21 protein-coding genes are annotated in these 22,745 nt (G+C 60.2%); 1 reads left to right on the top strand and 20 read right to left on the bottom strand.

Features of this window, described 5'->3' with window-relative positions; translation table 11 throughout:
* Positions 1-59: 59 nt before the first annotated feature.
* The 4 genes from LCQ44_RS07940 to LCQ44_RS07925 all read right to left on the bottom strand — a co-directional run bounded on the left by LCQ44_RS07940 (position 60) and on the right by LCQ44_RS07925 (position 5,720).
* Positions 60-992, bottom strand: a complete 933-nt coding sequence (locus LCQ44_RS07940; protein ID WP_006233969.1) for a 1-phosphofructokinase family hexose kinase — start codon at positions 990-992, stop codon at positions 60-62.
* Positions 993-1,066: 74 nt separating this feature from the next.
* Positions 1,067-2,770 (bottom strand): phosphoenolpyruvate--protein phosphotransferase, encoded by a 1,704-nt coding sequence (gene ptsP, locus LCQ44_RS07935; RefSeq protein WP_225093532.1) that lies wholly within the window; start codon positions 2,768-2,770, stop codon positions 1,067-1,069.
* Positions 2,771-2,903: 133 nt separating this feature from the next.
* Positions 2,904-3,167, bottom strand: coding sequence for an HPr family phosphocarrier protein (locus LCQ44_RS07930; RefSeq protein WP_022094575.1), 264 nt, complete (start codon positions 3,165-3,167; stop codon positions 2,904-2,906).
* A gap of 549 nt (positions 3,168-3,716) precedes the next feature.
* Positions 3,717-5,720, bottom strand: a complete 2,004-nt coding sequence (locus LCQ44_RS07925) for a fructose-specific PTS transporter subunit EIIC (RefSeq protein WP_195503159.1) — start codon at positions 5,718-5,720, stop codon at positions 3,717-3,719.
* A 272-nt stretch (positions 5,721-5,992) separates the two neighbouring features.
* Between LCQ44_RS07925 and LCQ44_RS07920 the strand changes: the two genes are divergently transcribed.
* Entirely contained in the window at positions 5,993-6,850 is an 858-nt protein-coding gene (locus LCQ44_RS07920; protein ID WP_225093531.1) for a MurR/RpiR family transcriptional regulator, read from the top strand.
* Positions 6,851-6,909: 59 nt separating this feature from the next.
* On the opposite strand, the gene LCQ44_RS07915 is transcribed toward LCQ44_RS07920, so the two are convergent.
* The 16 genes from LCQ44_RS07915 to LCQ44_RS07840 all read right to left on the bottom strand — a co-directional run bounded on the left by LCQ44_RS07915 (position 6,910) and on the right by LCQ44_RS07840 (position 22,744).
* Positions 6,910-8,538, bottom strand: coding sequence for a DNA repair protein RecN (locus tag LCQ44_RS07915; protein ID WP_138374856.1), 1,629 nt, complete (start codon positions 8,536-8,538; stop codon positions 6,910-6,912).
* Entirely contained in the window at positions 8,528-9,388 is an 861-nt protein-coding gene (locus LCQ44_RS07910) for an NAD(+)/NADH kinase (protein WP_035138200.1), read from the bottom strand. The genes LCQ44_RS07915 and LCQ44_RS07910 overlap by 11 nt, the downstream gene beginning before the upstream one ends.
* On the bottom strand, positions 9,385-10,188 hold the full coding sequence (locus tag LCQ44_RS07905) for a TlyA family RNA methyltransferase (protein WP_148331517.1): 804 nt from the start codon (positions 10,186-10,188) through the stop codon (positions 9,385-9,387). Before LCQ44_RS07905 ends, LCQ44_RS07910 begins: the two co-directional genes overlap by 4 nt.
* Before the next feature lie 35 nt (positions 10,189-10,223).
* Complete coding sequence (locus LCQ44_RS07900; protein ID WP_006233978.1) at positions 10,224-10,463, bottom strand: exodeoxyribonuclease VII small subunit; 240 nt, start codon at positions 10,461-10,463, stop codon at positions 10,224-10,226.
* Between the two features lie 2 nt (positions 10,464-10,465).
* On the bottom strand, positions 10,466-11,053 hold the full coding sequence (gene nusB / locus LCQ44_RS07895; RefSeq protein WP_225093530.1) for a transcription antitermination factor NusB: 588 nt from the start codon (positions 11,051-11,053) through the stop codon (positions 10,466-10,468).
* A gap of 3 nt (positions 11,054-11,056) precedes the next feature.
* The gene (locus LCQ44_RS07890; protein ID WP_195503163.1) at positions 11,057-11,419 is read right to left on the bottom strand and encodes an Asp23/Gls24 family envelope stress response protein; all 363 of its coding nucleotides are present in this window, start codon (positions 11,417-11,419) and stop codon (positions 11,057-11,059) included.
* A 24-nt stretch (positions 11,420-11,443) separates the two neighbouring features.
* Entirely contained in the window at positions 11,444-12,007 is a 564-nt protein-coding gene (gene efp, locus LCQ44_RS07885; protein WP_006233983.1) for an elongation factor P, read from the bottom strand.
* 159 nt (positions 12,008-12,166) lie between these two features.
* Entirely contained in the window at positions 12,167-13,297 is a 1,131-nt protein-coding gene (locus LCQ44_RS07880; RefSeq protein WP_225093529.1) for a M24 family metallopeptidase, read from the bottom strand.
* 132 nt (positions 13,298-13,429) lie between these two features.
* Positions 13,430-14,539, bottom strand: a complete 1,110-nt coding sequence (locus LCQ44_RS07875; RefSeq protein ID WP_195503165.1) for a hypothetical protein — start codon at positions 14,537-14,539, stop codon at positions 13,430-13,432.
* Positions 14,536-15,069, bottom strand: a complete 534-nt coding sequence (locus tag LCQ44_RS07870) for a shikimate kinase (RefSeq protein WP_006233986.1) — start codon at positions 15,067-15,069, stop codon at positions 14,536-14,538. The genes LCQ44_RS07875 and LCQ44_RS07870 overlap by 4 nt, the downstream gene beginning before the upstream one ends.
* A gap of 8 nt (positions 15,070-15,077) precedes the next feature.
* Positions 15,078-15,575, bottom strand: a complete 498-nt coding sequence (locus LCQ44_RS07865) for a YqeG family HAD IIIA-type phosphatase (RefSeq protein WP_195503166.1) — start codon at positions 15,573-15,575, stop codon at positions 15,078-15,080.
* A 1-nt stretch (position 15,576) separates the two neighbouring features.
* Entirely contained in the window at positions 15,577-17,010 is a 1,434-nt protein-coding gene (mltG, locus tag LCQ44_RS07860; RefSeq protein ID WP_225093528.1) for an endolytic transglycosylase MltG, read from the bottom strand.
* Positions 17,003-17,431, bottom strand: a complete 429-nt coding sequence (gene ruvX / locus LCQ44_RS07855; RefSeq protein ID WP_225093527.1) for a Holliday junction resolvase RuvX — start codon at positions 17,429-17,431, stop codon at positions 17,003-17,005. Before ruvX ends, mltG begins: the two co-directional genes overlap by 8 nt.
* Positions 17,432-17,448: 17 nt before the next feature.
* Complete coding sequence (gene alaS, locus LCQ44_RS07850) at positions 17,449-20,106, bottom strand: alanine--tRNA ligase (RefSeq protein ID WP_225093526.1); 2,658 nt, start codon at positions 20,104-20,106, stop codon at positions 17,449-17,451.
* A gap of 440 nt (positions 20,107-20,546) precedes the next feature.
* On the bottom strand, positions 20,547-21,956 hold the full coding sequence (locus LCQ44_RS07845; protein ID WP_225093525.1) for an AI-2E family transporter: 1,410 nt from the start codon (positions 21,954-21,956) through the stop codon (positions 20,547-20,549).
* The gene (locus LCQ44_RS07840) at positions 21,953-22,744 is read right to left on the bottom strand and encodes an RNA polymerase sigma factor SigF (protein ID WP_022094589.1); all 792 of its coding nucleotides are present in this window, start codon (positions 22,742-22,744) and stop codon (positions 21,953-21,955) included. The genes LCQ44_RS07845 and LCQ44_RS07840 overlap by 4 nt, the downstream gene beginning before the upstream one ends.
* Position 22,745 lies beyond the last annotated feature (1 nt).

Genomic DNA, 22,745 nt, shown 5'->3' with positions numbered 1-22,745 from the left:
AAAAAGGCGCCCCGGCCGAAACCGGGGCGCCGCATGTGCACGAATATGTCGCGTTTCGATTACTGACGATCGAGCTTGCGGACAGCAACGCGCTTGCTGTACTCGTCGACGTGACCAAAGTCGCCAATGCCGACGGACTCGGCAACGTTAGCGCCGGTGGCCATAGCGAGCTTCATGGCCTCCTCGACGTTGTCGCGATCCCTGTACCACTTGTGCAGGAACGCAGCGAGGGTGCAGTCGCCGGCGCAGACGGAAGAAACCAGCTTGATGTTGAACTCACGCTTGGCGTACCAGATGTCCTCGCCGTTGGAGAAGTAAGCGTCGCCGCGGCTACCACGGGTGAGCAGCACGTTCTGAACGCCAGCGTCGTGAGCCATCTTCATGGCAACGCGAACCTCGTCGTCGGTGTCGACCGGCACGCCGAAGATGGCCTTCATCTCGTGATGGTTCGGCTTGATGAGCAGCGGCTTCTTGTGAGCGAGCTCCTTGAGCTTGTCGGAGGACAGGTCCAGGACGACGTCGGCGCCACGGGCCTGAGCGTGCTCCATGACCTGAGCCAGGAAGTCGGGCGTAGCTTTGGGAGGCACGGAGCCGGAAACGATCAGGCACTCGAGATCGCCCGCGGTGTCCAGGATGTTGTAGAGCTCCTCCTGGTGCTGCGGCGTGATCGGAGCACCCGGGTTCAGGATGCCGTACTCGTGCTGGCCATCGTTGACGTAGGTGTTAATGCGCGTGATACCGTCGGTCCAGACCGGGCGGCAGAGGCAACCCAGGTTCATGACCTCCTCGACGATGAACTTGCCCGTGAAGCCGGCGAAGAAGCCGAGCGCGACGGTGTCGACGCCCATCTTCTTAAAGGCGAAGGACACGTCGAGGCCCTTGCCGTTAGCCGTGTAGCTGGCCGAGCCGGTGCGGACGTTCTCGTCGGGCTCGAGCGGAGAGCTCGAAACCGTCATGTCGACAGCCGGGTTAGCGGTTAGCGTGTAGAACATTTACAGTACCCCCTGTATATATGAGGGCCGCGTGGCCGGCCCATTCCAACCACGCGGTTACCTCTGATACCAAATTAGCGAGCTGCGGACTCGAGCAGAGCCTTGACCTCGGCGGCGGTGTTGCAGGCGAGCGCCTTCTCGGCGAGCTCGTCGCACTCGGCCTTGGTCCACTGACTGATGGTCTTGCGGGCGCGCAGGATCGACGGAGCGCTCATCGAGAACTCCTCCAGGCCCCAGCTGATCAGCAGCGGCTCGAGCAGCGGATCGGCAGCGGCCTCGCCGCACATACCGACCATGATGCCGGCCTTCACGCCGCTCTCGATGATGTTCTTGAGCGAGCGGAGCACGGCGGGATAGTACACCTGGTACAGGTTGGAGATGGTGTCGTTGCCACGGTCGGCGCACATGGTGTAGCCGATCAGGTCGTTGGTGCCGATGGAGAAGAAGTCGGCAACCTCGGCAAGACGGTCTGCGAGCAGCGAAGCGGCGGGCGTCTCGACCATGATGCCGACCTCGATGTTCTCGTTGAACTTGCGACCCTCTTCGGTCAGCTCGGCCTTGCACTGCTCGACGAGCTCCTTGACAGCCAAGACCTCCTCGACGCAGGTGACGAGCGGGATCATGATCTTGACGTCACCGAAGGCGCTAGCGCGCAGCAGAGCGCGGAGCTGGACCTTGTACTGGTCGGGATTGGCCAGGCAGTAACGCACGGCGCGGAAGCCCATGAAGGGGTTGTCTTCCTTGACCATATGCAGATACGGAATCTTCTTGTCGCCACCCACATCGAGCGTGCGGATGATGACCGGAGCACCCTTGAGCGCGCTGGCGACCTTACGGTAGGCGTTGAACTGCTCCTCCTCGGAAGGAAGCTCAGCGGAGTCCATGAACAGGAACTCGGAGCGGAACAGGCCGATGGCCTCGGCGTCGTGATCGAGCGCGTTGGGCACGTCATCGGGGTTACCGATGTTGCAGGCGATGATCTTCTTGATGCCATCGGCAGTCACGGACGGCTTGCCACGGAAGGCCTCGAGGGCTGCCTTCTCGGCAGCGAAGGCCTCGGCCTTGGCGGTGTAGGCAGCGAGCGTCTCCTCGTCGGGATCGGCCTCAACGATACCCTTGCCACCATCGACGACAACGGTCATACCGTTGCGCAGCGCGGTGCAGCTGTTGGAAACCGAAAGGACAGCCGGAATCTCGAGGGCGCGCGCGATGATCGCGGAGTGCGACGTGCGGCCACCGGTCTCGGTGACGATACCGGCAACGTGGGCCTTATCGATCGTGGCGGTCATGGACGGCGTGAGGTCATGCACGACAACGACGGTGTTCTCGGGCAGGACGGAGAGGTCGACGACCTCCTTGCCCAGCAGCTCGGCCAGAATACCGGTGCGGATGTCGGCGATGTCGGCCGCGCGCAGACGGAACATCTCGTCGTCCATGGACAGGAACATGTTCTCGAACATGGTCGAGGTGTCCATGAGCGCCTGCTCGGCGCAGGTACCGCCGTCAATGGCGGCGTTGATGGCGTCGGTCATGCCCGGGTCCTGAGCCAGGACAATGTGTCCACTCATGATCTCGGCCTCGGCCTCGCCCACCGTCTCCTTCATGTGGTCGGCCTGAGCCTGGGTCTTCTCGCAGAAGACCGAAAGAGCGGACTGATAGCGCTCCTTCTCTGCTGCCGAATCAGCAACCTCGTGCGGCTCAAACGTCAAGTCGGGATCGACGGCGACCATGACGGTGCCGATACCGATGCCCTCGGAAGCGTTGACTCCCTGATACATTCCCATTCCTCTCTCCGTGTCATGTGATAAAGCGTTTTGCCATATCCATGACAAAAGAGCGCAGCTACCTTACAACAGGTCACTGCGCCCCCAAATATGAACTTAGTTGTTCAACATGCGACCCGTTTGAGTTCTACTCGCCAAGACCGCTCTTGATGAGCTCGATGGCAGCAGCCAGAGCCTCGGCCTCGTCAGCGCCGTCACACTTGACCTCGACCTCGGTGCCGCAGGGGATACCAGCAGCCATGAGGGCCATCGGGGACTTGCCGTTGACCTCCTTCTCGGGGGTGACGACCGTCACGTCACAGGCGTACTTGCCCATGGTGGAGGCGAACAGACCAGCCGGACGCATGTGCAGACCCTGAGGATTAACGAGGGTAGCCTTCTCAGAAACCATAGTTGACTCCTTTTTTGTGTTTAACCCCTGTCATGTATGTGGCAGGAGTCAGATTCACGACGTTGTTTATATTAACTCACATCAAACGGTTTTTCATTATGTTTCGGACGAATTGTTGGACAGATGTGTTTGTCGTCCGCTTGCTCGCCCACAGGGGGCCGGGTGCGGCCAGTGAGATTTCCTGCTCTACAGTCCTGCTCGCACGAAGAGCACATTAAGTGCTCTTCGGCTCGTGCGGAACTCGCGATAAATCTCACTGGCCGCGCCCGGCCCCCTGTGGGCGAGCAAGCTGCAGAAACTCGGTCGGTCCAGAGCAATATCGTGCGAACGGAATTCTGGCTAATGATCTGTTCGCGACAAAGACTCGATAGGTAGCCCCCTCTATGCCCTTTTGTAAGTTGCGGTGAAATAGGGACTGCATTTGGAGTTGAATCGTTTAAACAGTCCCTATTTCACCGCAACTTATGGGAGGGATAGAAAAAAGGCGGAGGCCCTGGGGAGGGACTCCGCCTTATATACAGGGGGCGATGTTATTCGCGGGCTGGGGGATTAGACCAGGCGGGCGTTGATCGTCTTGGCGATCTCGGCGGCGTCGGTGGAACCCTTGACGGTGGCACGGAAGTCCTCGTCCATGAGCGCCTCGGCGACCTTGGACAGGATCTTGAGGTGCGTGGTGCCAGCCTGGGCACCCGGGATGAGCAGGGCGATAGCCACGTTAACGGGAGCGCCGTCCATGGTGTCCCAACCGGTCACGCCGGACTCGTCCTTAACGACGATGACGGCAGCCTCGGTAATGGCGTCGGACTTGGCATGCGGGATGGCGAAGCCCTCCATCATGCCCGTGGTGCCCTCGGCCTCGCGAGCCAGGAAGGCGTTCATCACGGCGTCGGCGTCGCTGGCGATACCTGCCTTGACGGCCTGGTTGGAAACGAAGCTCAGAGCCTCGTCACGAGAAGCGAAGTCCTCGGCGACAAAGACATTCTCGACCTTCACGAAGTCGGCAGCCTCGGCCTTGGGGGCCTCGACGGCAGCGGCCTTGGGGGCCTCAACGGGCTTGGCTACAGGAGCGGCCTTCTGATTCTTCTCGAAGTCGTACTTCTTGAAGGCCACGAACAGGATGCCACCGACCACAGCGCCGATGAGGATCGCGAGGACCCACAGCGGACCGTTCTCGACAACAGGCAGGACCAGGAAGCCGCCGTGAGGCGCCGGATCGTGAACGTTGAAGAAGATGGTCAAGATGGAAGCGATGGAAGAACCGAGCATCATGATGGGCATGACGGGCCAGATGTTCTTGGTCATGAACGGAATGGCGCCCTCGGTGATGTGGGTGCAACCAAGGATGAGGTTGACGATACCGGCGTCATGATCCTCCTGGCTGAAGTACTTCTTGCCGACAACGACGGCGAAGGTGGTGATCAGCGGCGGAACGATGCAAGCGGCGGAGACGGCAGCCATGAAGTTGGTGCCGAAGTTGTAGGTCTCGGTGCCGACGCCAGCTTCGAGAGCGGTACCGAGCAGGAAGGTGCCAGTAGCGTAAGCAGCCTTGTTGACCGGGCCGCCCATATCAAAGGCGCACATGCAGCCGATGGCCAGGCCAAGAATCACCGGACCGGAGTTACCGAGGCTCTGCAGGAAATCCATCATACCCTGGTTAATGGCAGCCATGGGGCCGGAAATACCGAGCATGACCAGGCCGACGATGGCGGTAGAGCACAGCGGATACAGGAAGATTGCCTTCAGGCCATTAAGGCTCGCGGGAATTTTAGAGAAAACCTTCTCGAGCAGCAGGATGACATAGCCGGCGAGGAAGCCGCCGACGATGCCGCCCAGGAAGCCGAAGCCCACGCCGGCGCCACCGGCGTCGATCATGCCGGTCTCGGCGTTAACAGGCAGGCCCTGGATGGCAATCATACCGGCAACGAAACCGGGGACGAGCGCCGGGCGCTTGCCGATGGATTCGGCGATGTAGGCGGAAAGCACCGGAACCATAAGGTTCATGGCGATGCCGCCGATGATCTTGAGCATCGCAGCAAAGCTGTTGTAGTCGGCAGCCGTCGAATCAAAGGACGTGATGCCCCACAGGAACGAAATGGCGGTCAGAACACCACCGGCAACGACGAAGACCAGCATGTGGCTGACGCCGTTCATGAGGTGCTTGTAGATGACGTGGCCGATGGACTCCTTCTCCTCGACCTCGTCCTCGACATCGGCGGCAGCGGCAACCGTGTCGTCGCCCTTGGCGGCGAGCGCGCGGTCGATCAGCTTACCAGCAGCCTCGACAGACAGGGCCTTGGAAACACCAACGGAAACCATGGGCTTACCGGCGAAACGCTCAGCCTGGACATCCTTATCGGCTGCGACGACGACGGCCTTGGCACCGGCGATCTCGCTCTTGGTGAGCTCGTTCTCGACACCGACCTGGCCATGAGTCTCGACCTTAATGGTCAGACCGCGCTCGGCAGCTGCCTTCTCCAGCGCCTCCTTCGCCATGAAGGTGTGCGCAATGCCGGTCGGGCAACCGGTCGCGGCGATGATGTCAAACTTAGCCATGTGTCCCTCCTTCTTGAGTACAGCGCCCGCGGGCGCTCCCCTACACGCGCTTCGATGCGCGTTTTTCCACAACTGAAAGATACCAACCTACCGTCCGCGTGAGAAGAGACAAGGCGCAATTCTCCGGTGAAAGGTTCTTTCATAACCGTAAACGGCAAGTGAAAGTTTACCATCAACACTTGAAACGGCAAGGTGTATCTTGTAATTGAAAATGCCCGTATACTATGGCATTGCAAATCAAGTTAGATTTTCATGCCAACCAGGAGCCATCCATGACCGATAGTAGCAAAAGCGCACTTTCCCTCATTAGTACCCACCAGGGATACAGCGAGTCCGAGCAGCGCATTGTCGACTATATATTGGAGCACCAGTCCGAGGCGCCACGCCTCACGGCGGCTCAGCTCTCGCGCGCTGCCGCCACGTCCGAGGCGACCGTTTCGCGTTTCTGCCGCAAGCTGGGCTTTGGCAGCTTCCGCAGCTTTCAGTTTTCGTTGGCGCGCGACTTAGAGAGTCAGCGCAACGAGGGCCTGACCGACGAGGTCTCGCTCGACAACATGGAGCAGAGCCTTAAAAATATCCTCGCCGCCAAGGTGAGTGAGCTTAATGCGACCATCGACGGCATTGATCACGACACGTTGGCCGCAGTTGTACACGCGCTTAAGAACGCCGGCGTTATTGAGTTTGCGGCCGTAGGCAACACCAACGCCGTCGCGCTCGACGCGACGTTCAAGTTCTCGCAGCTGGGCCTGCGCTGCATGGCGAGCACCATTAGCGAGACATCAATCGGCTTTGCGCTCACGTTACGCCCGGGTGACGTCATCGTGCTAATCTCAAACTCTGGCAAATCGCGCCGACTGAATCGCATGGCAAAAGCGGCTCGCAACTGCGGCGCAACCGTAGTCGTCATCAGCAGCGATAGCAAGTCTCCACTTGCGCGCCTCGCCGACTACACCTTTAATACCGTCAATCACGAAGCGCTGCTGACAACGGGTGACTTCGCATTCTCCAAGATGAGCGCCACGATGATCATAGAGGTCATCTACAACTTCCTGCTGCCCGAAATCGAGAACGCCCGAGAGCATATCAGCTACTACGAAGAGCTCATCCAACCGGATAAGGTCGTGGAGTAAAACGCGAAGTGGGACAAAAAATTCAGTCTATTTTGTCCCACCAACACCGCTGATACGACCTAACCTCGAGCTTCTTCGAGCATCTGCTTTGCGTGCGCCAGGCTAGCCTCGGACTGATCGCCGCTCAACATGCGGGCGATCTCGGCGGTACGCGCTTCGCCGGTTACCTCGTCCAAATGCGTCTGGGGAACATCGCCTGGTTCCTTGCTGACAACATAATGCTTGTCGGCCATGACGGCGACCTGCGCCAAGTGGGTTACGACAATCACCTGATGCGTAGAGGCGAGATCTGCCAGCACGCCCGCGAGTGCACGCGCCGTGGAGCCACCGACACCGGCATCGACCTCGTCAAACACCAGCGTATCGACACCGTCCGCGTTACCGAGGACAACCTTGCTTGCAAGCATGACGCGGCTGAGCTCGCCGCCCGACGCAATGCGGCGCAGGGGACGTGGCGTCAAGCCGGCACCGCTGCGGTATAGCAGCTCGTAGCTCGAAGGACCAACGGGCGTCCACTCAGCACGGGGAAGATCGCGCGACTCCCAGACGAGCTCGGCACTACCCATCTCCAAGCGCGCCATCTGGCGGCCAACCTCGTGGCAGAAGCGCGGGGCCGCCGTATTGCGTGCGCGCTTAAGTGCCTTGGCAGCGGCAAACAACTCGCGCTCGGCGCTCCCGAGTGCCTCACGCGCCTTTTTGATCTGCTCATCGCCATCATCGACCAGGGACAGCAGCTCTTGCGAGCGATCGCGCATGGCAAAAACATCGTCCATGGTGGGACCCCACTGACGCAACAGGCCCTTGAGGTCGGAATATCGCTCACGCATGCGTGCGAGCTCGCGCGGGTCGAAGGCGACGCCATCGCGATAGGTACGAAGCTCGTTCGCGCAATCCTCAAGGGAGATACAGGCATCCGAAAGCGCATCGGCAATGTCGCCCAGTTTGCGATCGACGGTAGCCATTCGGGAAAGTTCTGCCACGGCGCTGTTCACGGCGTCGAGCGCTCCCCCTTCGGAGGCAAGCGATGCATGGGCATCGTTAGCTGTGGCAACCAGTACCTCGGCATGTTCGGAGCGCGGCAGCAGTTCCTCGAGTTCCTCATACTCGCCCGGTTTGGGGTCGACCTCGCCGATGCGCTCGAGCGCAAAGCGCGCTTCCTCGACGCGACTCCCCCGCGCACGTGAGGCCTCCTCGACGCGACGGACCTCCTTGGCAGCCGCGCGCGAGGCTTTAAAGCAAGCACGGTAGTGCTCGAGCGCCTCGAGCGCAGAGCGTCCCGCCCAGGCATCGACCATCGCAACGTGATGCGCCGGATCGAGCAAGCGCTGGTGCTCGTGCTGGCCGCACAGATCCATCATCACGCCGACGCGCTCCGAAAGCTCACGCACACTGGCAATGCGACCGTCAATCTTCACGCGGCTGCGGCCCTCGGCAGAAAGGCTGCGCTGTACGGTGAACCCCTCCGTGTCGTGAGGCCCGTCGAAGAGTCGCGCCTCGACGCTCGCCAGTGCCTCGCCCTCGCGCACCGTCGACGAATCCGCACGCTCGCCCAAAATTAGCTTGAGGGCCGAGAGCAGCGCGGTCTTGCCGGCGCCAGTCTCGCCAGTCAGGACAGTCAGGCCGGCACTCGGCACCAGCGTCGCCTCGCGAATGAGTGCAATGTTATAAACCTGCAGCTCATCGATCATGACGGACTCCGTAGAATACGCGGCTCACCGAGTTATAGAAGCTCTCGGGGCCGTAATCCAGCAGCAACACATCTCCGGGCCCGCGGCGCACCGCCACGCTCTCAACGGTGCCATCGCAGGTAATAAACTGTCCATCGATAGCGATCGCCGGAACGCTCGGGCGATCATCGGACATAAAGATTTCGACGACATCACTCGGCGAGGTCAAAAAGGCACGAGCCTGAATGGTGTGCGGCGCAATGGGTACGCAGACCATGCCCGTATAGTCGGGGCTCACGATGGGGCCACCGGCACTGAGCGCGTAACCCGTAGAACCAGTCGCCGTGGACACGACCACGCCGTCGCCACGCAGACGGTCGATATGATGGCCGGACACCGTGATGTCGAACTCGACCATATCGGACAGCGGACCGCGGGTAAGCGCCATGTCGTTGAGGGCGAAGGTGCGCACGACATCCTTCGTACCGTCTTCGCGCACGGACACGATATCCGCGGCGATGGTGGCGCGACGGCTCACGTGCAGCTCACCGGACAGGGCGTCGCTCACGACCTGCAGGATGTCGCGCTCCTCGGGGCTCGCAGCAGTTAGAAAGCCCAGGTGACCATAGGAAAGACCGAGGATAGGAATCTCACGATGGTTGAGGATGCGGGCAGCGCGCAGCAACGTACCGTCGCCGCCGAGCGTAATGACCAGATCGGAGCCGTCAATATCAGGCGTGCTCTGAATCTTGGATCGCTGGTCGGCAGCCCATGCGACCTCATAGCCCTGGCGAGTCAGCCAAAGCTCGAGCATCAGGCCGCTCTCGACCGCCTCTTGCTTGTAGTAATTGGGAACCAGAAAGACCTTCATAGCGTTGCAGCTTTCTCGCTCATAACCGATACCTGGGATTGCAGCTCGTCTTGCGAGCGATCGCCGGGGTCAAATCTCGTGCCGTACAGGAAAAACTCAACGTTGCCCTTGGCACCATGAATGGGCGACACGCACACATCGACCGGGAACAGGCCCTTGGCAGCAAAGAGTTCAACCGCCGCCACGAGTGTATCGCGGCGCACGGCGGGATCGGTCACAATGCCGCCCTCGCCCACCAGCGCCGCCGGAGCCTCAAACTGCGGCTTTACGAGCGTGCAGAATGCACCCGTAGGCGCCAGGCACGCCAGTACCGCATCGATAATGTTCGCGATGCTGGTAAACGAGACATCACACACAGCCAGGTCGATAGTGCCGGCATAGCCAAGCTCAGGCAGCTGCGTCACGTTTGTGCGCTCATGCAGCGTCACGCGATCGTCCTGGCGCAACGACCAATCGAACTGGGCGCGACCCACGTCCACCGAGACAACGGTCGCAGCTCCGCGCTTGAGCAGACAATCGGTAAAGCCGCCGGTAGAGCAGCCCACATCCAGACAGGCAAGGCCCGTCGGATTGATGCCAAACGCATCAAGCGCGCCTTCGAGCTTAAGACCGCCGCGGCCAACATAGGGAATGCGCCCCTTCACATGCAGCGGCAGCCCCGGGATCACCTTGAGGCCCGGCGAAGTCAAGCGCTCACCGCCACTCGAGACCAAGCCGGCCATAAGAGTGCGAAGGGCATCCGCGCGATCGGCGCAGATGCCCTGTGAAATCAGTTCGTCATCAAGACGCACGCGTTTCATGAATGCCATCAACCATTCGTATCCGGAGATGCGGCCTAGCTATCCTGGGATTCGTTTGCCGCATCCTCATCGTATTCCTGCTCGAGCTTGTCGGCCTCACGCGGCGTCAACTCAAACTTGTCGACCATATCGACCGCGCGGGAGCCCAGCTCAATCGCTTCGTCAAACAAATCGAGCGAACGCTCCAAGGAGGTATCCTTGGAGCGAACGGTAGCGATGATCTGATCCAGACGGTCCGAAATCTCATCAAAGTTACGGACAGAACCCTCTGGCATGGCTACTCCTCGACGGAGTCGGCCTCGACGGCCTCAGCAGCGTCCGCATCCTCGGCCAACACACCAGCCTCAGCCTGGGCAACCGCAACCTTAGCGGCAGCCTCGGCAGCCTGTGCCTCCTCGCGAGCGCGATCCTCGGCCAGCAGCTCCTGGTATAGGTCCTCGCCCGGCAGCTCCTCGCTGCGAGCGATCTTGCCCAGCACGCCGTTGACGAACGACGCGGACTGGTCGGTGCTATAGGCCTTGGCAAGCTCGACGGCCTCGTTGATCACGATGGCGTCCGAGACCTCCTCGTCGGTGAGGAAACGCATCTCGTAAACGGCGATACGCAGCAGATTGCGGTCGGCACCGGGCATGCGCATAAGATCCCAGTTCTTGGCAACGGAGCGCAGAGCGCAGTCGATGCGGTCGATATGCTCGTAGGCACCGCGGCACAGCTCCAGCGCATAGGGGTCGAGGGGACCCTTCGAGATCAGGAAATCACCCTCGAGGACGCGCTCGAGCGGGCTGTCCGTGGCCTCGGCCTGGAACAGCAGCTGCAGCGCCTGACTGCGGGCAAGCGTACGCCCGCGATAAACCTTAAGGCTCAAAGGTTACTCCTTGGGGAAAACGAGGCCGTCGATGCAAACGTCAACACGCTCAACCTCAACGCCAACCTGGGCATCGATGGCAGCGACCACGGCAGCGCGAACGGCCTCGGCGAGTTTCTTGAACGGATAGCCAAAGAACGCCACGACACGCACGGTGAGTGCGAGCTTGTCGCCAACGACCTCGGCCTCGACAGCCGGCTCGGAAGCCGGGGCCTTGGACGAGAGCATCATGGAGACAAGATTAGTGGCAAGGTCCTTGACGCCAACGGAGGCGATGCCCTCGACATCGGACACGGCGCGCGAGACGATGGCGGTCAGAACATCGGGCGAAATGCCGATGCCGTCAATCTTGATTTCTTGGGGCATGAGTCCTCCTAGAAGAGTTGGTTGCTAAACGCGGGAGACGAACTTGCCGTCGCGGGTGTCAACCTTGATGACCTCGCCCTCGTTGAGGTACATGGGGACCTGGATGACAGCGCCGGTGTCGATCGTGGCCGGCTTGGTGGAACCCTGGACGGTATCGCCCTTAAAGCCCGGGTCGGTCTGGACGATGGTGGTCTCGATGAACATCGGCGGGGTCACGCCCATGAGCTCATCGTCGGCGAAGAGCAGCTGGCAGATGTCATTCTCGCGCAGCCACTTGGAGTTCTCGCCCACCATGTCCTCGGGAACGGGAACCTGCTCATAGGACTCATTGTCCATGAAGATGTAGTCGGTACCATCGTTGTAGAGGTACTGGAACTCACGGGTGGTGAGCATGACGCTCTCGAACTTGGTGCCGGCGTTGCAGGTGTTCTCGACGACGCGGCCGCTCTTGATGTCGCGGGTCTTGTAGCGCACAAACGCGCCGCCCTTGCCCGGCTTGACATGCTGGAACTCGACGATGGTGTAGACCTTGTCCTTAATGCGGAGACCGAGGCCGTTCTTGAAGTCGGCGGTAGAAATGGTAGGCATAGCGACCTTTCTTGTTATGGGCAGAACGCACAAGCGTCCAAATTACATACGACCGAAATTATACACTTGCAGACGGCGCCTGCAGCGAGCGCATAAAAAGAGAACGCGGGGCGCCCGAATCATTTCGGACGCCCCGCCCCAAAAATCTATCGAAATGGGCTAGCAATCGATGACGTGCAGGTCGTGCGGGGTCTTGGTGAAGGGCTCATATCCGTTCTCGGTGACGACGCCGTAGTCCTCCAGGCGCACGCCGCCCACACCGGGCAGGTACACGCCGGGCTCCATGGTGATAACTGAGCCGATCGCGATGGTGTTCTTGCTGCGGTTAAAGTTGGGCAGCTCGTGGATGTCGATACCGACGCCGTGACCCAGACCATGGTTGTAGTAATCGCCATAGCCGGCATCGCCGATGATCTTCTTGGAAAGCTTGAAAATGTCGTTGCCCTCAACGCCCGGATGGATGGCGGCGACGCACTCCTCGTGCGTACGGCGCACGAGTGCGTACAGGTCGAGCTGCTCCTGGGTGGGCTCGCCCATCACGACAGTGCGCGTCATGTCGGAGCGGTAATCGCAATAACCCGCGCCATAATCCATGAGAACGAAATCGCCCTTCTCGATCACGCGGTCGCTCGGCACGGCATGCGGGTTGGCGGTGTTGGGACCGCTCGCCACGATGGAGCCGAAGGCAAGGCTATCGGCGCCGTTGGCGAACATAAAGTTCTCGAGCTCGTTGCGAACCTGCTTCTCGGTCATACCAGGCTTAATAAAGCCGAGCATGTGCTGGAAGGCGGCGTCGGTGATCGACTGCGCATGGCGCATGAGCTCGATCTCCTCGGCGTCCTTGATGGCGCGCATCTTGCGAATGTCGGCATGCATCAGCGGCAGCATGCAGGCGACGGAATGATCCTCCAGACCACGCTGAATACCCTGATAGAAGTTGATCTGCATGTCGTCCTCGACAGCGCAGACGCGGCACTTGTTGGCCGCGATTTTGCCGGCGACCCAACCGGGGATGGTGCCCTCGTCCATGTCGTAGACCCAGGGGCTGCCGGCGGGCGTGTTCTCCTCAAAGCTGTTGAGGTAGCGCGAGTCGGTATGGAACAGGCACTGGTCAGCCGTAATAAACGCCGCGTGCGGGAACTCGAAGGTGTAGTCGAAGACGCCCTTCACGCCCGTGAGCCAACGAAGATTGGCCTCGTCGCGTACCACGATAGCGTCGTAGCCGCGCTCGACCATCAGGGCACGGACACGTTCGATACGACCGGCAGGACCGGCAGCAATCTCAGACATGCAGATTCCTTTCTTATTGTCTCTATAAAGACGGGACGGGTCTCAACCGAACGTCGGAATCGCATGCGATCCGCAACCGATTGGAAACCCGTCCCACAACATGATACGAAAGACGATGGATGTCAATAAATCTTAGAGAAGTTCTTTGCGAGAAGCCAAGTAGGCGTGAGCATGGCGCTCAAGAACCTCGTCCTCAACGCTCGTTAGACGAATGGCGCCGAGTGCCGCGGGCAGCGGCAACATGCTGCGGTTCGAGCGAGCGAACTGCTGCTTGCGGAACTCCTCGATATATACGGCAGGCTCCAGATCGAAGGCAAGTTCCTCGATACCAAAGTCCTCCAGGCAGTCATCGACCTCAAAGACGTAATCGATATCGAAGTCGCAGGCATCATGTGCTAGGCGCGCCTCAAAGCGCATGCCCTCGGATAACAGCTGATAGGCAGGAACCTGCGAAGCAGCATCGCCCAAGCAAGCGCGCAGAGTACGCTCCCCCGTCTTGCCAAAATCGAGCGCATGGCGGGCGCTCGGGTTCGTGGCCATCAGTACGTCCTTACGGGCAGTCTGAGACCATTGAACTGCATTGACGAGCGCGACCTCCTCGCCCGCGAGAATCTCGGGAACGGTCTCAGTAAACTGATTCCAGCGGGACTTGCTGCTCGAAAGCATGGTACCAACAAGTACCACATAGCCGAGCTTGAGGTACTCGGGGTCCGCCTCGCGAACAAGGTCGAGGTCACACACGACCAAGCCCGGCTCAGGACGGAACGCGATAGCGGGAAGCGCATTGGCCGACGAAGCGACGAGCGGCTTCATGGTCGTCGCGACCGTGAGCATGGCGTCGAAGGTCGTCGGCAGCAACGCGCACTCGGTGCGGCCGCACCACTGATTGGCACACCAGCTAACAACCGAGCAGGTTGCGGCATCGCCAACGGCGACAACCAGATCGTCACAGGTAATGCCATTGGCAGTCAGGGCGCCAAAGATAGCATCGGCATCAGCAAGCGTGGCACCAGCAGGCGAAACCTCGAGGACTAGCGGCGACACGGCAAAACCGGCGTCGACCAGCGCATGCTCGACGACTTCACCAAAACGCTCGGATGTGGCGGTGTTCCAAACGACCATCGCGCGCTTAGGCTTGCCCACGGCCGAGGCAAACATACGCGACAGTTCATCGAACGCACCCAATCCGACACGGACATCGACGCTGCGGTTTTGGAAATTGATCAGTTGACGGCGAATCATAGCAGCCCACGCTCCAAAAGCATCTCGGCACAAAGGTAGGAAACGTCCTCGAAGGACTTGTTGCGAATATCAAGGGTAAGGTCGGCGGCCTGGCGATACAGCGGACGGCGATGCTCAAACAAGCGCGCGGCATGCTCGGGCGAGCGGAAATCGGGGCGCGTGTCGGACCGACGAATCTGGCGAATCGAATCCTCAAAGTCGCCCTCGAGGTACACGCACGTACCCATTTCGTGCATCAGCTCAATATTCACCGGCGTCTCGACAATGCCGCCCCCGCACGAAACCAACAGGCTGCGCTCACTTTGGAGCGAACGGAGCGCCGAGGTCTCGAGCTCGCGAAAACGATCCTCGCCCTCGGTCTCAAAAATCTCGGTTACCGACTTACCGCAACGGCGCACGACCAGTCGGTCGGTATCGATAAAACGCCGCTTGAACATAGTGCCGACGTTGCGCGCGAGCGTCGATTTGCCCGCGCCCAAAAAGCCGATAAAGAAGATATGGTCGCAGCCGTGTTTGGTGTGCTGGGACATGACGAGACCTATTCCTCGCAGGGAAGGTCGCGCAGGGCCCGGCGCTCAAAGATACGGAAGATCTGCGTATACCACAGGTCCTGCGTGGCCTGCGGCTTTACCAGGATGGTATCGACGCCGGCGAAGTTGCCGCTCCACACGTCCGTGTAGAGCTGATCACCGATCAGCACCGCCTCGTCGGCCGTGGCGCCGAGGCGCTTAAGACCCGCCTTGAGGGCAAACGGCGCCGGCTTCATGGCGTGGCTGATGGCCTCGAGTCCCAGCTCGCGTGCCGATGCCATGACCTGGTCGCGATGCCAGTTATTGGACACCATGCACAGCTTAAAGCCTTTGGCGCGGGCGGCGTCGAGCCAAGCGGAAATCGCGGCGGGGACCTGCTCGGTGTCGCGCGGCACCAGGGTGTTATCGCGATCGAGCAGAATGGCGCGTTTGCCGTCGGCCCAGAGGGTATTAAGGTCGATGCGATCGACCGAGGCAACGTATCGTTTGGGGCTAAAAATCCTCATGCTAATTCCAAGACTGTTGATGCTCTTCGTAGGTTTGCGAGAAGTACTCCTCGTCCTGCGTAATGTAGAAATACAGGTCATCGGAGTCGGTCGGCTCAAGCGTGGCCTTGAGTGCCTCGAGCGACGGAGAGCAGATGGGCGTGGGCGGTAGGCCCTCGTGCTTATAGGTGTTATACGGACTATCGCTCTGCAGGTCGTCGGCGGTAACCTCGCCACCGGTGACATACATCATGGTCGCATCGCTGTTGAGATAGCGCAGACCGTCGAGTTTGCCGGCAAGGCGGTTGTAGAAGACCGAGGCCACGTGCGCACGTTGATCGGCGTTGAGGCCCTCGCGCTCAACGATAGAGGCCAAGTTGACGATGTCGTAGTCGGACATCTCCACGCCGTAGCGTTCCTTGATCTTGGCTTCGCAGCTCGCAAAGTCAAGCGACTTGTACTCGGTCTTAAACTGATCGAGCATGGCGCGAATCACGTCATCGGCCGTCGGCGAATCGCCCAGCGAATAGGTCTTGGGGAACAAGAAACCCTCGAGCGAATCGTTGGCGGCGCCCTTAAGGAAGCTATAGTCGTCAACGTAGTTGGAGGCCTTGGCCTGGTTGAGGAAGTCTTCCTTAGAGATGCTGTCGTAGGCCTGGGCCACACGGTCGGCGACTTGATCGACCGTTAGGCCCTCAGGGATAGTCAGCGCATTGGAGCCCGCGTTGGGGCCTTCCATGAGCTGCTGAACAACCTTGGTCGCATCCATGAGTGTGGTGAACGAATAATCACCAGGCTTGAGCGACATATCGGCGTTGAGCTTTTTCACCGCCGCATAGTAATCCTTGGGATTTTCGACGATATGGTTCTCAGAGAGAATCGAGGCGATAGTATCGCCCGAGGCACCGTCGGGAATCGTGATAGTAACTTGCTGGCCAGCAGCGACTTTCGCATCCTCACCGCCAAAGAAGCCCTTGACGGCTGGCACGACAAAGAAAACGATCGCGACAAGCGCAAGCACGGCGACGACGCCACCGATAATCATAGGCACCGGGGAGCTTTTCTTTTGAGCACCGCGACGAGCATGCGTGTTGTAGCTCGAGCGGGTCGCCGGAGCAACGCCATGCGAACCACGAGCGTGATGCGAATGCGATTGGGGGGCCTGCGTTCGCTGGGTAGGTGCCTGCTGCTTAAAGCGGGTGCCGCCTGCAGGCTGGGCCGTACGAGCAGTGGGCTGCTGAGCCGCGTGAGAAGCCGAATGCTGAACCGAACGAGCAGAAGGCTGCTGACCCGTCCGTTGAACAGGTTGGGCCGAACGAGAGAAGGACTGCGCCGGGCGCGCGGCAGGCTGAGCTGCGTGCTGCGTCGGCTGTGCCGGACGCTGGCCAGGCTGGGCAGGGCGCGACGCCGGCTGCTGTGTACGATTCGGCTGGCGCGGATCGGAAGCACTAGGCATGCGAAACCTCCTCGTTTTTACGATCGAGCCACGTCTGCAAAAACAGGCTGGCGGCAATCATGTCGATCTTGCCCCTCATCTGCTTTTCGTTGAGTCCCTGCTCGCGCAGGATACGCTTGGCCTCTTGCGAGGACAGACGCTCGTCCTCAAACTCCAACGGAAGATCGAGCTCGTCGGCAATCTTTTGCGCCACAGCGGCAACGCGCTCGGCCTGAGGGCCGGGCTCACCGGCCATGGTCAGGGGACGTCCGCTTACCAGGATGTCGGGCTCATAGTCCTCAACCAGGTAGCGGAACGTCTTGGCCACACCGGTGACCTCGGCAGCCGGAAGCACCTTGACAGGCATCGCCATCTTGCCATCACGGCTCGAGACGGCGATGCCAATCCTGGTCTCCCCTATGTCCAGCGCGAGCGCAACCACAGCGACTTCTTAGATTCTTAGGCGCCGAGCGCGGTCTTAGCGGCCGCGAGGGCATCGGCGATGCCGGCAGCATTCTTGCCACCGGCCTGGGCCATGTTGGGACGACCGCCACCGCGACCGTCGACCAGACCCGCGATCTGCTTGATCACGTTACCGGCGTGGAAACCGGCCTTGACGGCGTCATCGGAGCCGGCAGCGAGCAGGGCCGGAGTGCCCTTCTCAGTCACACTGGCGACGACACAAGCGACAGGGCCGGCGACCTTCTGATGCACGGTATCCCATACGTTGCGCAGGTCGGCAGCCTCAAGGCCCTGGAGCTCAGCGACAACGAGCTTATAGCCGTCAAGCTCGACGGCGTCCTCGATGGCGCTGGAGATGGCGTCGGAGGAGCCACCGGTCAGAGCCTTCTTGAGCTTATTGGACGTCTCGCGCAGCTCGGCCTGCAGGTTCTCCACGCGGGCGGGAACCTCGTCTACGCGGCACTTGAGCGCAGCGGCGGCGGCGTCAACGAGTGCCAGGCGGTCGGCCATATAGTCGAGGGCACCCTTAGAGGTCACGGCCTCGATACGGCGGACATTGGAGCCCGTGGAGGACTCGGAAATGATCTTGAACAGGCCGATCTCGGCGGTGTTGGCAGCGTGTGTGCCACCGCAGAGTTCGCGGGAGAACGGCTGGTCCTCAGCGCCCACGGAGACGACGCGGACGACGTCGCCATACTTCTCGCCAAACAGGGCAACAGCGCCGGCAGCCTTAGCCTCGTCGATGCCCATGACACGGGTCACGACCGGCTTGGAAGCGAAGATCTGCTGGTTGACCAGGTCCTCAACAGCCTTGAGCTGCTCGGAGGACAGGGCCTCGAAGTGCGTAAAGTCAAAGCGCAGGTGCTCGGGCGTCACCAGCGAGCCGGCCTGGGAGACATGCTCGCCCAGGACCTGCTTAAGGGCAGCGTCGAGCAGGTGGGTGGCGGTGTGGTTGCGGCGCAGGAAACCACGGCGCTCGGCGTCGAGCGCGGCGGTCACGGTAGCACCGACGGTCAGCGTGCCCTCGGCAACGTGTGCGACATGGGCATACAGGCCGTTGTGGTTCTTGGTATCGGCAACGGTCAGAACAACGCCCTCGGCGGAAAGCTCGCCGGCGTCACCCTGCTGGCCGCCCATCTCGGCGTAGAACGGGGTGCGGTCGAGCACGACCTCGACGTCCTCGCCGGCGGCAGCGGACTCGACGGACTCGCCGTTGCGAACGATGGCGACAACCTTGGCACCCTCGATCGCATCGTTGTCATAGCCGTCGAACTCGGTCGCGGCGACCTTGTCGGAAAGCTCGACCCACACGTCGTTGAAGCTGCCCCAGGCATCGCCCTTGGCGTTGGCACGAGCGCGGGCCTTCTGGTCCTCCATGCAGGCGGTGAAGCCGTCCATGTCGACGTCGTGGCCAGCAGCGCCGGCGATCTCGACAGTCAGGTCAATGGGGAAACCAAAGGTGTCGTGCAGCTTAAAGGCAACGTCGCCCGGAAGGACGGAGCCGTCGGCAAGCGCTGCCAGGGCCTCATCCAGGTAGACGCGACCGTTGTCGAGCGTCGTGGAGAAGCGCTCCTCCTCGGAGGCGACGATACCCTTGACGAGCGCGACGTTCTTGAGCAGCTCAGGATAGGCCTCGCCCATCTGAGCGTTGACCTCGTCGATAAACTTGGTCAGGAAGGCGCCCTCGATGCCCAGCAGGCGACCGTGGAACACGGCGCGGCGGAGCAGGCGGCGAAGGACGTACTCGCGGCCCTCGTTACCGGGGAGGATGCCGTCGGAAATCATAAAGTCGACGGCACGGGAGTGATCGGCGATGATACGCAGCGAGCGGCTGGCACCGGAGTAATCGTCGGCGTCATAGGTCTTGCCGCTGATCTCCTCGCCCAGCTTGATGAGGTGCTGCATCAGATCGCCGTCGTAGTTGGCGGTCTTGTGCTGCATGATAGCGGCCATGCGCTCCAGGCCCATGCCCGTATCGAGGTTGCGGTGCGGCAGCTCCGGCATGGAGCCGTCCTCCTGGCGGTCGTACTGGGTAAAGACGAGGTTCCAGAACTCCAGGAAGCGGTCGCAGTCGCAGCCGGGCTTACAGTCGGGGCTGCCGCAGCCGACCTCCTCGCCCATGTCAAAGTAGATCTCGGAGCACGGACCGCAGGGGCCGGTGGGGCCGGCGGCCCAGAAGTTGTCGTCCTCCCCCAGACGCGAGATGTGGTCCTCGGCAACGCCCAGGGAACGCCACACGTCGTGGGTCTCGTCGTCCTCGGTAAAGACGGTGAAGTACAGGCGGTCGAGCGGCAGCTTGAACTCCTTGGTGATGAGCTCAAAGGCCCAGGCGCAGGCCTGCTGCTTGGAGACGCCGCCAAAGGAGAAGTCGCCGAGCATCTCAAAGAAGGACAGGTGACGGCCGTCCTCGCCGATGCAGTCGATGTCGTTGGTGCGGACGCACTTCTGGCAGGAGATCGCGCCGATCTCCTTCATGGTCTTCTTGCCCTGGTAATACTCCTTAAACTGGTTCATGCCGGCGTTGGCAAGCAGCAGCGAAGGATCGTCGGGGACGAGGGACGAAGAAGGATAGAGCTTAAGACCGCGCTCCTCAAAGAAGTTGAGGAACTTGGAGCGAATCTCAGCCGTAGTCATTGACGGGTAGTCAGCACTCATAGAGGGAATCTCCTCGGTTTCACATCGAAACAGTTCAAACGTAACGATATTACCATCCCACCGCGCCCATGCAAAAAAGAGGGCCGCCAAACAGCGACCCTCCAGCGAAAGTGCACGTTATTTGGGACCGAGCAAGCCTTTGAAAAAAGGCTGCTGTAGAATTACATATAAGAGTCACCCGGAAGGAGCGATCGATGAAAAGTAAACGATTTGTCCTGAATGCACTTCTGGTTGTAGCACTTTTAGCGCTCTTGGCCTTCTCATGCTGGTACGCAAACCAACCAGCATTTGGCTACTTATTGTATGCAGTAATGTCCGGCGATAAGGCTTACTACACTCTACGCGCAATTGACGTTCTCTTTTTCTATGTAGCCGGCCCCTTATCAATCGCTTTGCTCGCGTTTCTTGTCATTTACAACTTCAAGAAACGTTAATAGGACCTATTTAGAATCCGAATCGTCCATGGAACCGTCGATGCCGGTTTTGGTGTCGTCGTCCGTATTGGAATCATCATCCTTGGCGAAGGGGTTCTTGAAGAAGCCCGTCGCATCGGGCTGCAGACCCGAGAGCTTGATCCAGGGATTATCGAGCTCGGGCTTGGGCATGGCCTGGGCCTCGGGCGCAGTCTCGTTACCGATGAGCTCGGACTCATAAATGAAGGTGTCGTCGCCGAGCGCGTCGTAGGCGGCGACCGGGTTGTCATCGGCATCGCGGTACGGTGTGCCCTTAAAAACGGCGCCGTCATAGGCCACAAGCTGTCGGCCGGTCTCATTCTCGAAGTAGTACACGAAGATACCCTTGAGGGCCGCACACAGCGGGATGGCAATAATCATGCCGATGGGACCCATGAGTGCCGAGCCAATAACGAGCGCCGTGAGGCTCATGATGGGATGCACCTGCACTGAGCTCTGCATGACCTTAGGAGAAATCACGTTGTCTGTGACGTTTTGCGCGACCATCGTCACGATGAGCGTCCATAACGCCAACATGGGGCTGAACATGAAACCGAGCACCGTGGCGATTGCTGCGCTCACCCAAGGACCAACGACCGGAACCAAATGCATGATGCCGGTAAAGATAGCCATGAGCGCCGCATACGGATGGCCGATGATCATAAAACCGATAAAGGCGAGGAAACCACCGCAGATGGACGTCACGACCATACCGCGCATGTAGCCGCCGACAGAGCGAGAAAGGATGGCGACCATAAAGCGGTACGAGGTCTCCTTCTCCTGACCGATGATGGTGCAAATCTCGTGGTGCATGCGAGGGTAGTCGCAGGCCATCCAGTACGCAAGCACCAGACCAAGGAAGATCACGAACAACTGCGAGGCCGTATTGGTGATGAGCGGGAACACACCGCGGCCAAGCTCGGCAGCGATCTGAGACACGTACTTCGATGCCACGGTAACAAGCGACGAAAGATTATCGTCCAAATACTCCTTGAGCGGCGTGTTGTTGAGCGTCTTGGCATGCGAGATCATCTCGTTGAGATCGCCACCAGCAACACGAAGCTGCTCGGGCAGGCGGCTCAGGACTTCCATGATCTGGCCAAAGAGAATCGGCGACAAGATGCAAACGACACCGACGAGCACGGCAACAACAATAAGCGCGATAAGCGAACCGATGCCGCGATTCACGCCATGGTGCTCGAGCCAGTTGGTGATCGGGGACATCACAAAGGCAATGATGGAACCAACAGCGAGAAACTCGATAACCGGTGCCAGGATGCCCATAAGGTTAAAGATGACAGCAGCAATAACAATGCAGCCGACAACAGCCCAAATGCGCAGCGTCAGAATGCGGGTGTCGCGCAGCACGCGATCGGTTTGTTGGGGGTGCTCACTCATGAACGAATCATCACTCCGTCGGGGTCGATCTTGTCCTGAATCTTCTTAAGCGTGCGGCGCAGCAGACGCGAAACCTGCACCTGAGAAATACCAAGCTTCTTGGCGATCTCAATCTGGGTCATGCCCTTCACAAAGCGCAGCTCGATCACCTCGCGCTCGCGCGGCGAGAAATCACGGATGGCTTCCTCGATCACTAGACGGTCATCGGTAAAGTCGAGCTCGTTGTCGTCGTCGGCGTAACGGTCGAGAATCGAGGGGGCATCGTCGGAATCGGACGCACCAGGAGCCTCGATGGGCACCGAGGTATAGGCCGAAGACGATTCCATAGCCTCCAGCACCTCATCGACCGTCACGTCCAAGTACTCAGCGATTTCCTCAACCTTAGGCGAGCGCTGTAGCTCGTTGGTGAGCTTATCGGTAGCCTGGTTGACCTTGGCCGAGAGCTCCTGCAAGCGACGGGGCACGCGCACGCTCCAGCCCTTGTCGCGGAAGTGACGCTTAATCTCGCCCAAGATGGTAGGCGTGGCAAACGTGGTGAACTCGAGTCCGCGCTCAGGGTCAAAGCGGTCGATAGCCTTGAGCAGGCCCAAATAACCAACCTGCATCAGGTCATCGAGCGGCTCGCCGCGGTTCTTAAACTTGTTGGCAAGAAACCTTACCAGGTTCATGTGGGACATGACGAGCTGCTCGCGTGCGTCCGGGTCACCGGTCTCTTTATAGCGACGAAACAGCTCGCGGGTTTTCTCCTTGTCCCAAGCGGTCTTACCGCTCCGGGAACGTTCGGTCATA

Source organism: Collinsella aerofaciens (assembly GCF_020181355.1).
GTDB lineage: Bacteria > Actinomycetota > Coriobacteriia > Coriobacteriales > Coriobacteriaceae > Collinsella.
This window is presented reverse-complemented; position numbering and strand designations above follow the sequence as displayed.

What these genes read in the sequence shown, in the direction of transcription:
- LCQ44_RS07920 (WP_225093531.1), top strand. Translation starts at nt 5,993, where the DNA reads ATGACCGATAGTAGCAAAAGCGCACTTTCCCTCATTAGTACCCACCAG.
- LCQ44_RS07865 (WP_195503166.1), bottom strand. Translation starts at nt 15,575, where the DNA reads ATGAGGATTTTTAGCCCCAAACGATACGTTGCCTCGGTCGATCGCATC.
- LCQ44_RS07915 (WP_138374856.1), bottom strand. Translation starts at nt 8,538, where the DNA reads ATGATCGATGAGCTGCAGGTTTATAACATTGCACTCATTCGCGAGGCG.
- LCQ44_RS07930 (WP_022094575.1), bottom strand. Translation starts at nt 3,167, where the DNA reads ATGGTTTCTGAGAAGGCTACCCTCGTTAATCCTCAGGGTCTGCACATG.
- LCQ44_RS07925 (WP_195503159.1), bottom strand. Translation starts at nt 5,720, where the DNA reads ATGGCTAAGTTTGACATCATCGCCGCGACCGGTTGCCCGACCGGCATT.
- LCQ44_RS07910 (WP_035138200.1), bottom strand. Translation starts at nt 9,388, where the DNA reads ATGAAGGTCTTTCTGGTTCCCAATTACTACAAGCAAGAGGCGGTCGAG.
- LCQ44_RS07845 (WP_225093525.1), bottom strand. Translation starts at nt 21,956, where the DNA reads ATGAGTGAGCACCCCCAACAAACCGATCGCGTGCTGCGCGACACCCGC.
- mltG (WP_225093528.1), bottom strand. Translation starts at nt 17,010, where the DNA reads ATGCCTAGTGCTTCCGATCCGCGCCAGCCGAATCGTACACAGCAGCCG.
- efp (WP_006233983.1), bottom strand. Translation starts at nt 12,007, where the DNA reads ATGCCTACCATTTCTACCGCCGACTTCAAGAACGGCCTCGGTCTCCGC.
- LCQ44_RS07900 (WP_006233978.1), bottom strand. Translation starts at nt 10,463, where the DNA reads ATGCCAGAGGGTTCTGTCCGTAACTTTGATGAGATTTCGGACCGTCTG.
- LCQ44_RS07840 (WP_022094589.1), bottom strand. Translation starts at nt 22,744, where the DNA reads ATGACCGAACGTTCCCGGAGCGGTAAGACCGCTTGGGACAAGGAGAAA.
- LCQ44_RS07890 (WP_195503163.1), bottom strand. Translation starts at nt 11,419, where the DNA reads ATGCCCCAAGAAATCAAGATTGACGGCATCGGCATTTCGCCCGATGTT.
- LCQ44_RS07880 (WP_225093529.1), bottom strand. Translation starts at nt 13,297, where the DNA reads ATGTCTGAGATTGCTGCCGGTCCTGCCGGTCGTATCGAACGTGTCCGT.
- LCQ44_RS07870 (WP_006233986.1), bottom strand. Translation starts at nt 15,069, where the DNA reads ATGTCCCAGCACACCAAACACGGCTGCGACCATATCTTCTTTATCGGC.
- ptsP (WP_225093532.1), bottom strand. Translation starts at nt 2,770, where the DNA reads ATGTATCAGGGAGTCAACGCTTCCGAGGGCATCGGTATCGGCACCGTC.
- alaS (WP_225093526.1), bottom strand. Translation starts at nt 20,106, where the DNA reads ATGAGTGCTGACTACCCGTCAATGACTACGGCTGAGATTCGCTCCAAG.
- LCQ44_RS07905 (WP_148331517.1), bottom strand. Translation starts at nt 10,188, where the DNA reads ATGAAACGCGTGCGTCTTGATGACGAACTGATTTCACAGGGCATCTGC.
- LCQ44_RS07940 (WP_006233969.1), bottom strand. Translation starts at nt 992, where the DNA reads ATGTTCTACACGCTAACCGCTAACCCGGCTGTCGACATGACGGTTTCG.
- LCQ44_RS07875 (WP_195503165.1), bottom strand. Translation starts at nt 14,539, where the DNA reads ATGATTCGCCGTCAACTGATCAATTTCCAAAACCGCAGCGTCGATGTC.